We start from the raw sequence: 12,117 nt of genomic DNA on the forward strand, positions 1-12,117 counted from the left end.
GGAAGCGCCCCGCGCCGCGGCGCCCGTCACCGGTGCCGAGCACCACGGCACCGGTGACGGCGGATCAGCGCGCTTCCTGGATACGGACGAGGTTGCCCGCGGGGTCGCGGAAGGCGCAGTCACGGACACCGTAGGGCTGCTCGGTGGGTTCCTGGACGACCTCGGTGTCGCCGGACTGCACCCTGGCGAACGTGTCGTCGAGGTCGCGCGTCGCCAGCAGGATCCAGCCGTAGGTGCCCTTGGCCATCATCTCGGAGATGGTGCGGCGCTCGTCCTCGGTGATCCCGGGGTCGGCCGCCGGCGGTGCCAGGAGGATCGACGTGCCGGGCTGGTCGGCGGGGCCGACCGTGATCCAGCGCATACGGCCCTGCCCGACGTCGCTGCGCACCTCGAAGCCGAGGACGTCCCGGTAGAAGGCCACGGAGGCCTCGGGGTCGTCGTGCGGGAGGAAGGTCGTGTGAATGGTGAGGTCCATGGCTCCGAGACTAGACCGCGCGTCCGGCCAGGGCTTCTCGATTCCTGACCGGTCCGCGTGTCACCCCCGGGGCTACCCCGGAGCCATGTCGACAAAGCGGCTGTAGTGGCCCTGGAACGCGACGGTGACGTCGGCGGTGGGGCCGTTGCGGTGCTTGGCCACGATGATGTCGGCCTCGCCCGCGCGCGGCGACTCCTTGTCGTGCACGTCCTCGCGGTAGAGCAGGATGACCATGTCCGCGTCCTGTTCGATGCTGCCCGACTCACGCAGGTCGGACACCTGGGGGCGCTTGTCGGTGCGCTGCTCGGGACCACGGTTGAGCTGCGACAGCGCCACGACCGGTACCTCCAGCTCCTTGGCCAGGAGCTTGAGGGAACGCGACATCTCCGAGACCTCCTGCTGGCGGCTCTCCACCCGGCCGGGCGAACTCATCAGCTGGAGGTAGTCGACGATGACCAGCTTGAGGTCGTGCTGCTGCTTGAGGCGGCGGCACTTGGCGCGGATCTCCATCATCGACATGTTCGGTGAGTCGTCGATGAACAGCGGCGCGCTGGCGACCTCGCCCATCCGTCTGGCCAGGCGGGCCCAGTCCTCGTCGGTCATCAGCCCCGAGCGCATGGTGTGCAGCGGTACCCGCGCCTCGGCCGAGAGCAGGCGCATGACGATCTCGTTGCGCCCCATCTCCAGGCTGAAGAAGACCGAGGTCATCTCGTTCTTGATCGACGCCGCCCGCGCGAAGTCCAGGGCCAGCGTGGACTTGCCCACGGCCGGCCGGGCGGCGATGATCACCATCTGGCCGGGGTGGAGGCCGTTGGTGAGGGCGTCGAAGTCGGCGAAGCCGGTGGGGACACCGGTGAGCGTGCCGTCGTGGGCGCCGATCGCCTCGATCTCGTCGAGGGCGCCGGGCATGATGTCGCCGAGGACGACGTAGTCCTCGCCGGTGCGCTTCTCCGCGACCTTGTAGATCTCGGCCTGGGCGTGGTCGACGAGGTCGTCCACCTCGCCGTCGCCCGCGTAGCCGATCTGCGCGATGCGGGTCCCGACCTCCACCAGGCGGCGCAGGACCGCGCGGTCGGAGACGATCTTGGCGTAGTAGCCCGCGTTGGCCGCGGTGGGGATGGCCTCGGTGAGCGTGTGCAGGTACGGCGCCCCGCCGACCCGGGCGGCCTCGCCGCGCTTGGTCAGCTCGGCGTTGACGGAGATGGCGTCGACGGGCTCGCCGCGGGAGAAGAGGTCGACGACGCTGTCGTAGATGATCTGGTGCGCCGGGCGGTAGAAGTCCGCGGAGCGGATGATCTCGACGACCTGGGTGATGGCGTCCTTGGACAGCAGCATGCCGCCCAGGACGCTCTGCTCGGCCTGGATGTCGTGGGGAGGGGTGCGCTCGTATCCGCCCTCTTCAGGTGGTTCCTCGGCGACACTCACGAACTCTCCCCACGCAGGCCCTGCCGCGGTCCGGGAACGGACCGCCCCCTCCAGGATGCCCCATGGCGGGCGCCGCGGAGGCCGCCGACGGGGGGCTGTGGACGGGCCCATACCACCATGTACGCGGCCCCGTAGGGGGTTGCGCGGACCGGTTGTGCACATCACCTGTGGATAACTTTCCAGGACTCCCCATACATAGCACTTGACCTGGGGAAACACCCACCGTGAGCAGTACGTGCAAGATGTCTCACAGCGGGAGTTTCCACAGGTTATCCACAGGCTTCGGCGGGGGTGTGGACAACTCCACATCCGGCCTCGAACGCGTGTCCGGTAATGTGGCCGGGTCATGCTCGGACTCCTGCCCGCCGCTCCCTTCCGGCACCGCCACGACCGCGAGATCCTCGCCCTCGCGATCCCCACGTTCTTCGCACTCGTCAGCGAACCCCTGTTCCTGCTGACCGACGCGGCCGTGGTCGGAACACTGGGCACACGGGCACTGGCCGGTCTGGGCGTGGCCGGCCAGGTGCTGCTGACCTTCGTCGCGGTGTGCGTCTTCCTCGCCTACGGCACCACGGCCGCGGTCGCGCGCCGGTTCGGCGCGGGTGACGTCGCGGGCGGGGTGCGCGACGGTGTGGACGGGATCTGGCTGGCGGTCCTGCTCGGCATGGCGGCCATCGCCGTCGGCTGGCCGCTGGGCCCCGCGCTCGTCGACCTCCTGGGCGCGTCGCCGGAGGTGGCGCCGTACGCCGTGACCTACCTGCGCGTCAGTCTCCTGAGCACCCCGTTCCTGCTCATCGTGATGGCGGGCACCGGTGTGCTGCGCGGGCTCCAGGACGCCCGCACGCCGCTCGTGGTCGCCGTCGCCACCTACGCCGGGAACGCCGCGCTGTGCGCGGTGTTCGTCCTGGTCCTGGACTGGGGCATCGCCGGGTCGGCCTGGGCGACCGTCGTCGCCCAGGGCGCGGGCGCGTTCTGGTACGTGGCGACGATCGCCCGCACCGCCCGCCGCGAGGGGGTCTCGCTCCTGCCCACCGCGGCCGGACTGCGCGCCTCCGCCTCGGCGGGCTTCGCGCTGTTCCTGCGCAGCGTCTCGATGCGCGTGGTGGCGCTGGTGACCACGGCCGTCGCGGCGCGGCTGGGCGACGAGGCGATCGCCGCCCACCAGGTCTCGTACAACATCTGGGCGCTGCTGGTGTTCGCCATGGACGCCATCGCGATCGCCGGGCAGTCGATCATCGGCCGCTACCTGGGGGCGGGCGACGTCCGGGGCACCCGCGACGCCACCCGGCGCATGGTGGAGTGGGGTGTGCTGTCGGGGCTGGTGTTCGCCGTCCTGGTGATCGTGGTCCTGCCGTGGGCGTCGATCCCGTTCACCGACGATCCCCAGGTGCGGGTCCTCATCATGGCCACCCTGGTCGTGGTCGCCCTGCTCCAGCCGCTGAGCGGCGTCACGATGGTCCTGGACGGCGTGCTGATGGGCGCCGGCGACCAGCGCTACCTCGCGTGGGCGTCCCTGTGGACGATGATGGCCTTCCTGCCGTGCGCCCTGCTGGTCCCCGTGTTCACCGGGAGCACCCTGTGGGGCCTGGTGGGGCTGTGGATCGCCTTCGCGGTGTGGATCCTGGCGCGCGCCCTCACCCTGGGCGCACGGGCCCGGGGCACCGCCTGGCTGGTCACCGGCGCCCGACGACCCTGAACTCCGGCTCCCGGAGCCCGGCCGCGTGCACGAGCACGGGTCCCGGCACGCGGCCGGACCCGAAGACGGGCTCCGAACCCCCGAACCGGGGCCCGGGCAGGCCCCCGCCGACGGTCCGGGCACGGCGGCCGCCAGGCGGGTGGCGGCCCCGTGCCGTGCGTGTCCTACAGGGAGACGTCCAGTTCGCCGATGGCGGGACCGTGGAAGAAGGTCTCCATGCGCTCCGACGACGGGACCGGCGGGTAGCTGGGCAGTTCCTCCATCGTGAGCTCGGTGCCCGCGATCCGGCTCAGGTGGCTCAGCTGCTCGCGCACCGAACTCCTCACGTCCCGGCGCAGCTTCGGGAGCATCGAGTACAGCTTGTCGCCCGGGCAGCTGGTCGCGTTGTAGTCCCGGTGCCCCACGATCGCGTCCTCGGGGTCCAGCCGGTAGACGAGGCACAGCCAGGCGCACGTCTCCACGAGCGAGGACATCAGTGCCGAGGGCGGGGTCGCGGAGGTGTACGTGCCCTCGTTCTCGATCCCGATGGTGTGCGAGTTGTGGTTGGCCACGTGCGCGCCGATCACGTGCCGCCCGTCGCGGATCGCCCGGAGCGTCTGGTCACGGCCCTCCATGATGTACCCGCCGCGGCTGATGGTGAGTTGCTGACCCGTGTCGTTCCAGCCGTTGTTGTCCATGTGGTGCCGTTGGATGGCCCTGGACAGGGCCCCCGCGTGCGACGTGGACATGTCGGACACGTTCCCCGTCGCGGTGTGGTGCACGACGATGTGCGTCGGTCCCTGGTCCAGGACCCGCACGCGTTGCCTGGGTGGGCGCGCCTTCCAGTCCGACCGTGTGTAGACCTTGGGTATCCCCGCGGCGGACGCGGGCCCCGTGGCACTCAGCCCCACCAGTCCCCCGAGGATCACGCCTCCGGAGACGAGCGCGGATCCGCGCAGCAGGGTCCTGCGGTCCAGGGAGCGAGCCGGTTGCGGATGGTTCTCTGCGGCCATGGCGGTGTCTTCCTCCCGAATCTGGGCACCACGACAAAGGTGCTACTCAGGGGAAACGATATGTTACGAAGAGTAATCAAAGCGCCGCATTCGCCGCCATGGCGTGTCAGAATCTGCCGGAATCCGCAGGTGGAGAGTATGGGAGCCGGAGGCTCTCCGTTGAGGGTGGAAGCCCCGCCCCCCGCGTAGCGTGCCCCGGGGGCGGTGGTGGGAGACGGGCGGGAAAGCGCGGGAGCCGGAGGCTCTCCGTTGAGGGTGGAAGCCCCGCCCCTCGCACAGCGCCCGGGGGCGGTGGTGGGAGACGGGCGGGAAAGCGCGGGAGCCGGAGGCTCTTCCGTTGAGGGTGGAAGCCCCGCCCCTCGCGTAGCGCACCACGGGGCGGTGGTGGGAGACGGGCGGGAAAGCGCGGGAGCCGCAGGCTCTCCCGTTGAGGGTGGAAGCCCCGCCCCCCGCGTAGCGCGCCCCGGGGGCGGTGGTGGGAGACGGGCGGGAAAGCGCGGAGCCCCGCCTCTGTGCAGAGACGGGGCTCCCGACGAGCCGGATCCTGGTCAGGAACCGACGACGTCCAGATTGATCGTCGCGGAGACCTCGGGGTGCAGGCGGACCTGGACCTTGTAGGCACCGACGGACTTGATCGGGTTCTTGATCTCGATCCGGCGCTTGTCCAGCTCGGGACCGCCGACGGCCTTGACGGCCTCGGCGACGTCCGCGGGCGTGACCGAACCGAACAGACGACCGCCCTCGCCCGCGCGCTGCTTGAGGCGCACGGTGAGCGCACCGAGCCGGCCGGCGACCTGCTTGGCCTCGTCCAGGCTGCGGATGTCACGCGCGGAACGCGCGCGCTGGATCAGGTCGATCTGCTTCTGTCCGCCGCGCGTCCACCGAATGGCGAACCCGCGGGGCAGCAGGTAGTTGCGACCGTAACCGTTCTTCACCTCGACGACATCGCCGGGGGCTCCGAGACCGTTGACCTCGTGGGTCAAAATCAGCTTCACGACTAAAACCTCCCTCGGATATCGCCGTTAGCGAGTGGTGCTGGTGTAGGGCAGCAGGGCCACCTCACGCGCGTTCTTGATCGCCGTGGCGACGTCGCGCTGGTGCTGCGTGCAGTTTCCCGTCACGCGGCGGGCGCGGATCTTGCCGCGCTCGGAGATGAACTTGCGGAGAAGCGTGGTGTCCTTGTAGTCGATGTAGGACTGCTTCTCCTGGCAGAAGAGGCAAACCTTCTTCTTGGGCTTGCGCGCTGCCGGCTTCGCCATCGTGGTGCTCCTTCGCAAGAGCCCCGGGGTCCTCCCGGGGATGGTCGGTGACATGTGGACAGTGGTCCGGCGCTCAGCGAGCGCCGAACCGGGTCAATCGCGGGGTGGAACGGCTAGAACGGGGGCTCGTCGGAGAATCCTCCGCCGCCGCCACCGAAACCGCCGCCGCCACCGCCGTTGGTCGCCCAGGGGTCGTCGGCCGGCGCGCCACCGCGGCCGCCGCCCTGACCACCCTGCTGGCCGCCGAATCCGCCGCCCTGGTTCCCGTAGCCGCCGCCCTGGGGCTGGCCGCCACCGAATCCGCCGCCGCCTCCACCGCCGAAGCCGCCTCCGCCGCCCGGGCGCTGCGTCTTGGTCACCTTGGCGGTGGCGCTGCGCAGAGCCGGGCCGACCTCGTCGACGTCGATCTCGTAGACGGTCCGCTTCTCGCCCTCACGCGTCTCGTACGAGCGCTGCTTGAGGCGGCCCTGCACGATGACGCGCATGCCGCGCTGCAGGCTCTCGGCCACGTTCTCCGCGTACTGCCGCCAGACGGTGCAGGTGAGGAACATGGACTCGCCGTCCTTCCACTCCCCCGACGCCTTGTCGAAGTTGCGGGGCGTCGAGGCCACACGGAAGTTGGCGACCGCGGCTCCACTGGGCGTGAAGCGCAGTTCAGGGTCGTCGACGAGGTTGCCGACGAGCGTGATCTGGGTTTCGCCTGCCATGGATCGGCTCCGGTTCGAGATAGTCGGTTCAGGCGGATTCGCCTGGTCCCCTGATCATCCGCCCCGGTGACGACAGTTCATCGCCGACGGGATGCTCCGGGGCAGGGGGTGCGGCGCGGGCGCCGCCATGAGAGACGAGCTCTAGTGGACCTCGGGGCGGAGCACCTTGGTCCGGAGCACGGCCTCGGCGATCCCGAGCTGGCGGTCCAGCTCCTTGACCGTGGCGGGCTCGGCCGACAGGTCGATGACCGCGTAGATGCCCTCGGAGTTCTTGTCGATGTCGTAGGCGAGACGGCGCTTGCCCCAGATGTCGACCTTCTCCACCGAGCCGCCGTCGTTGCGGACGACACCCAGGAAGTTCTCCAGCGACGGGGCGACGGTGCGCTCGTCGAGGTTGGGGTCGAGGATGACCATGATTTCGTAACGACGCATAGGCGTACGTTCCTCCTCTGGACTGTCGCGGCCATGGAATCTCCATGGCAGGAGGGCAGGAGCCCGCGGCCTGTCGCCACCCTTGGTGGTGGGACGCCGCACGGGCTCTGAGCCATACAGCTGCCAAGAATACCAGCGGGAGGGGACCACCGGGGCTGCCTGTGGACGGCCCTCCCCCCACACGCAGCGGGGGCCGGTGCGCGCTCGCGCGCACCGGCCCCCGTCGTTCAGCGGAGCGGGTCAGTCCTCGTCGCGTCCGAGGGTCGTCCGCTGGCTGTTCTGCGCGGTGGTCCCGTTCTGGCCGTCCTGTTCGTCGTCATCGGGAGGGGATTCGTCATCGCAGCCCCAGGGGAAGCAGTCCCCATCGTCACCGTCGTCGGGCGGCGGGTCCGTCTCGTCACCGGAACCGTCGTCCTGGCAGGTCGGATCCCACGGCGGGCACTCCGGATCCGTCGGCTGCTCGGAGGCATCGGCGCACTCGTCGTCGCCGTTGCCGTTGCCGTTCCCCTGGCCGGGCGGGCACTCCTCGACGGGCTCCTCGGAGGGCTCCTCGGAGGGCTCCTCCGACGCGTCGTCGCTGGGTTCGTCGCTCGGCTCGGGTGTGGGCAGGAAGCTCTCCTCCTGACCGACCCACCGCGGCTCGGGGAAGTTCTCCTGGGGCACGTCCGCCATGGCGTGCTCCATGAAGTCCTTCCACACCAGGGCTGAGGTTCCGCCACCGAAGACTTCGGTGTTGCTGACGCCCTCGAACTCCAGTGGATCCCCTCGGAACCGGCTCAGGCCCACCGAGACCGACAGCTGCGGTGTGTACCCCACGAACCAGGCCGAGACCGCGTCGGAGGAGGTACCGGTCTTGCCGGCGACCTGGCGGCCGTCGGAGAGCTGGGCGTTCGTACCACCACCGACCTCGACCACCTGGCGCATGGCGTAGGTGGCGTCGGCGGCGACCCCGGGCTCCAGCACCGTCACACCGTTCTCGATCTCCTCCTGGTCGACCGGCTCGACGACCTCGCCGCGTCCGTCTCGGACCTCGGTGATCATGTGCGCGGGGTAGTGCGTCCCACCAGAGGCGAAGGTCGCGTACGCGGACGCCTGGTCGAGCGCGTTGACCTGGTGTGTGCCCAGAGCGATGAGTGGACCCTGGGTGGAGGTCTCGAGCCGGGCCGGATTGACACCCATCTCGACGGCCATGGCGTCGACGTTCGGTTCACCGACCTCGATGGCCAGTTCCACGAAGGGCGTGTTGATCGAGTTGGCCGTGGACTCGATCAGGTTCACTTCGTCGTAGCTCGCTCCGCCCGCGTTGATCACCTCGCTGGCCAGGCCCGGGAACTCACGCGGCGAACTGCCGTCGAACATGCTCTTCAACGCGATGCCCTGGGTGAGCGCCGTGGCCAGGACGTAGGGCTTGTACGACGAACCGGCCTGGGTCTGATGGGTCAGGGAGTTGTTGACGACCTCCGCCGCGTTCGGGCCGCCGTTGAAGGCGACGATCTCACCGTTCGCCGGGTCGACAGCGGTCAGGCCGAACATGGTGTCCTCGGCCCCTGGGGGCAGGACCTCGAATGCCTCGCTCGCCCTGTCCATCAGGTCCTCGTCCAGCGAGGTCTTGATGGTGTAGCCGCCGGTGGCGATGTCCTGTCCGTCGATGCCCTCGTAACGGCGATCGAGCTCGTCGATCATGGCGTTGTAGATGTAGCCGACCTTGGGGTCGGCGCCTTCGGCCTCGTCGTATTCGATCGGCTCCGGGAACTCCAGGGATTCCGCCTTCTCCGGGGGCAGGCCGTATTCGGGGTTGACCTCGTGGAGTTCGGCCAACTGGACCTTCATGTAGTCCCAGCGCTCACCGCGCATGACCCTGTCGTGCGGGCCGCCGGGCTCCGGGTTGGCGAAGGCGCTCGGCTGCTGGATGATCATGCCGAGGAACGCTCCCTGGGCATCGTCCAGTTCGGTCACGCTGGTGCCGAAGTAGGCCTGGGCGGCCGCTTCCACGCCCGAGGCGCCCCGACCGAAGTAGATCGTGTTGAGGTACTGCGTGAGGATCTGGTCGTGCTCCATCTGCTGGCCCAGCTTGAGCGCGATGAAGATCTCGCGGACCTTGCGGCTGATCGTCTGCTCGGTACCCAGGCTGCCGTAGTAGTTGCGCGCCATCTGCTGGGTGATGGTGGAGCCGCCACCCGCCTCGCCGGCGGACAGGATCGCGCGCATCGTACCGGTGATGCTGATGCCGGGGTCCTGGTAGAAGGTGTGCTGCTCGGCGGCGAGCGCACCACTGACCACGCTGTCCGGGATGTCGTCCCGGTCCACACTGATCCGGTTGACCTCACCTGTGGTGAACGCCAGTTCCCCGTCCTCCTCGCCCTCTCCGGCCCACATGACCTGAGTGGCGTTCACGTCGTCGACCTGCTCCTCCAGGGCGCGGGCGTTGGGTGTGAGGGAGTACATGACCGCGAAGGCGGCCACACCGCCGATGATCATCAGACCGCACACGATCAGCGCGGGCTTCCACGCCTTGGACAGGAAGCGCTTGATCCAGGGCCGGTCGTCCGGCTCCTCCTGGCGCGAGCGGCGGCGTCCGCCACCGCCGCCACCCCGGCCGCCTCCACCCCGGCCGCCGGCGCCCCGGGCGGGGCCGCGACGGCCCTCGGAACGGGCGGCGTGCTCACGGTCACGGGGGTCACGCGGCCCACGGGGTCCGTCGGCACGGCGGCGTCCGCCGGCGCGCGGGTCACCGTCGGGGCGACGGCGCTGCCCGTCCGACCGTCGACCGGGCTCGCCCTCGGGACGGCGGCGCGGGCGCCCGCCCTCCATGGCGGCACCGGCCGCGGCACCGCCGGCCGCCCCGCCGGCCGCGTCGGGACGGCGGCGCCGGGGACGGTCCCCGTCCTCCGGCTGGCGGCGGCGCTGGCCCTCGGGTCGGCGGGGGCGCTCCCCCTCGGTCCGACGGCGACCGCCACGGCCCTCCGCCGACGCCTCACCCGAAGGCGAGCGCCTGCGCCGGGGCGGCTCGGGGACGTCGCCCCAGAAGCCGTCGTCGGACTCGTCCCGTCGGCGCCCGCCCGAAGGCGGGCCTCCGGCCCGTCGCCTGCCGCCCTGGCCGCGCGGACCGTCGCCCGGGCCCTCGGCCCGGCGACGGCCGCCATCGGCACTCCGTCGTCGTTCGGTACTCACGTGGTCCTCGATTGCCTCTCACGGCCGGTCGGCCTGACGATTCCTTGGTGGAAACGGGGGTCGGTCCCCCTGGGGGATCGGTGATCCGCGACCTGTCCGCGGGTGTCCGGCGGGGTGTGGGCCATGGGGGCGCCACCACCGTGCGCCCTTCAAGGCTTGGTAGAGGGACGCCTTGGTGCCGGTGAAGGTTTTCACACAGGTCGCGGAGACGAAAGCCGCTACATCCTCCTGGTCATTGGCCTGCGGGAGCGCTGCCCTGGTCGGTGCTCTCGATCGACGTCGACGGCACCGCGACGGCGGTGCCGTCCGGGCTCTACCGGCTACGCGCGCAAATCAAAGGTCACGTTAGAGCGATGGAACGGTATAGCACAACCCACGCGCGAGGGTATCGCGTGCAATCGGACACTCGGTCACCCCGTATCCGGAACCGCCCGTAATGCCAGTTCGCGGTGGTGGGGCGGGTCGGAGGCGGTGACATGGTTCGCACCACCCGGCTCCCGACCCGGACCATCGTCGCAGGCCGGAGCGCCGCACTGAGATCTTGCGCTCAGTCCGTCCGCCGAGCCCGCCCGTGGCCGGTCGCCGCGGAGCCGGGGAGGGAGACCCCGAATCATGCCGGGCCGCCGGCCAGCGAAGATAGAGTCAGATCTGAACAAACCAGCCAGACATGCACGTTCCCACCCGTAGCCGACGGCCGCACCGGGGGAACAGAACCGCCGCGTGCGCTGCTGACCACATACGGGAATCGAACGCGGGATGACAGGCCCCCGACAGCCGTCGGCGCGGGCCCGTCGTCGTGCGCTGTGGAATCCATGTTCGCGGAGAAGAAGGAGCAAGGACCAATGGGTTCGGTACGTGTAGCCGTCGTGGGCGTCGGCAACTGTGCGGCGTCGCTCGTCCAAGGCGTGCATTACTACAAGGACGCCAACCCCGAGTCCCGGGTGCCCGGCCTGATGCATGTGCAGTTCGGGCCGTACCACGTGCGCGACATCGAGTTCGTGGCCGCCTTCGACGTGGACGCCAAGAAGGTCGGACACGACCTGGCCGACGCCATCACGGCGAGCGAGAACAACACGATCAAGATCACCGACGTGCCGCCGACCGGCGTCACCGTGATGCGCGGGCCGACCTACGACGGACTCGGCAAGTACTACCGGGAGGTGATCGAGGAGTCCGCCGAGGACGCCGTCGACGTCGTGGCCGCCCTCAAGGCCACCAAGGCCGACGTCCTGGTCTCCTACCTCCCCGTGGGCTCGGAGGAGGCGGGCAAGTTCTACGCCCAGTGCGCGATCGACGCGGGCGTGGCCTACGTCAACGCCCTGCCGGTGTTCATCGCCTCCGACCCCGAGTGGGCGGAGAAGTTCACCAGGGCGGGCGTGCCGATCATCGGCGACGACATCAAGTCGCAGATCGGCGCCACCATCACCCACCGGGTGCTGTCGAAGCTGTTCGAGGACCGCGGCGTCATCGTCGACCGGACCTACCAGCTCAACTTCGGCGGCAACATGGACTTCAAGAACATGTTGGAGCGCGAGCGCCTGGAGTCGAAGAAGGTCTCCAAGACGCAGTCCGTCACCTCGCAGATCCCGCACGAGCTCAAGGCCGGGTCGGTGCACATCGGCCCGTCGGACCACGTGCCGTGGCTCGACGACCGCAAGTGGGCCTACATCCGCCTGGAGGGCCGGGCCTTCGGCGACGTTCCGCTGAACCTGGAGTACAAGCTGGAGGTGTGGGACTCGCCCAACTCCGCCGGCATCATCATCGACGCCGTCCGCGCCGCCAAGATCGCCAAGGACCGCGGCCTCGGCGGCCCGATCCTGGAGCCGTCCTCCTACTTCATGAAGTCCCCGCCCGTGCAGTACAGCGACTCCGAGGCGCACGACGCCGTCGAGAGCTTCATCGCGGGCGACGAGCAGGGCTGAGGTTCCCGTGCCCGGGGCCGGACGGCCCCGGGCAGGCC

General features: G+C 70.0%; 10 protein-coding genes. 2 read left to right on the plus strand and 8 right to left on the minus strand.

Annotated features, from left to right (window positions below):
- Window positions 1-64: 64 nt before the first annotated feature.
- Window positions 65-475, minus strand: a complete 411-nt coding sequence (locus tag ADL05_RS27255) for a VOC family protein (RefSeq protein ID WP_053619882.1) — start codon at window positions 473-475, stop codon at window positions 65-67.
- A gap of 72 nt (window positions 476-547) precedes the next feature.
- Window positions 548-1,900, minus strand: coding sequence for a replicative DNA helicase (gene dnaB, locus ADL05_RS27260; RefSeq protein ID WP_053619883.1), 1,353 nt, complete (start codon window positions 1,898-1,900; stop codon window positions 548-550).
- A gap of 346 nt (window positions 1,901-2,246) precedes the next feature.
- On the opposite strand from dnaB, the gene ADL05_RS27265 reads away from it, so the two are divergent.
- Window positions 2,247-3,596: an MATE family efflux transporter gene (locus ADL05_RS27265; RefSeq protein ID WP_053619884.1), complete on the plus strand. Its 1,350-nt coding sequence runs from the start codon at window positions 2,247-2,249 to the stop codon at window positions 3,594-3,596.
- 164 nt (window positions 3,597-3,760) lie between these two features.
- Here the strand turns inward: ADL05_RS27265 and ADL05_RS27270 are convergent, their stop codons facing one another.
- The 6 genes from ADL05_RS27270 to ADL05_RS27295 form a co-directional block, all read right to left on the minus strand.
- Window positions 3,761-4,588, minus strand: coding sequence for a peptidoglycan recognition family protein (locus tag ADL05_RS27270; RefSeq protein WP_053619885.1), 828 nt, complete (start codon window positions 4,586-4,588; stop codon window positions 3,761-3,763).
- A 548-nt stretch (window positions 4,589-5,136) separates the two neighbouring features.
- Window positions 5,137-5,583: a 50S ribosomal protein L9 gene (gene rplI / locus ADL05_RS27275; RefSeq protein ID WP_053619886.1), complete on the minus strand. Its 447-nt coding sequence runs from the start codon at window positions 5,581-5,583 to the stop codon at window positions 5,137-5,139.
- Window positions 5,584-5,610: 27 nt separating this feature from the next.
- Window positions 5,611-5,847: a 30S ribosomal protein S18 gene (gene rpsR, locus ADL05_RS27280; protein ID WP_053619887.1), complete on the minus strand. Its 237-nt coding sequence runs from the start codon at window positions 5,845-5,847 to the stop codon at window positions 5,611-5,613.
- Window positions 5,848-5,960: 113 nt separating this feature from the next.
- Window positions 5,961-6,554, minus strand: a complete 594-nt coding sequence (locus tag ADL05_RS27285; RefSeq protein ID WP_053619888.1) for a single-stranded DNA-binding protein — start codon at window positions 6,552-6,554, stop codon at window positions 5,961-5,963.
- A gap of 141 nt (window positions 6,555-6,695) precedes the next feature.
- Window positions 6,696-6,986: a 30S ribosomal protein S6 gene (gene rpsF / locus ADL05_RS27290; protein ID WP_053619889.1), complete on the minus strand. Its 291-nt coding sequence runs from the start codon at window positions 6,984-6,986 to the stop codon at window positions 6,696-6,698.
- A gap of 240 nt (window positions 6,987-7,226) precedes the next feature.
- Window positions 7,227-10,157, minus strand: a complete 2,931-nt coding sequence (locus ADL05_RS27295; RefSeq protein ID WP_082376928.1) for a transglycosylase domain-containing protein — start codon at window positions 10,155-10,157, stop codon at window positions 7,227-7,229.
- 842 nt (window positions 10,158-10,999) lie between these two features.
- On the opposite strand from ADL05_RS27295, the gene ADL05_RS27300 reads away from it, so the two are divergent.
- A complete protein-coding gene (locus tag ADL05_RS27300) occupies window positions 11,000-12,079 on the plus strand; it encodes an inositol-3-phosphate synthase (RefSeq protein WP_053619890.1) in 1,080 nt (359 codons plus the stop codon).
- The last annotated feature ends 38 nt before the right edge of the window (window positions 12,080-12,117 follow it).

The organism is Nocardiopsis sp. NRRL B-16309, from assembly GCF_001279585.1.
Classification (GTDB): domain Bacteria; phylum Actinomycetota; class Actinomycetes; order Streptosporangiales; family Streptosporangiaceae; genus Nocardiopsis.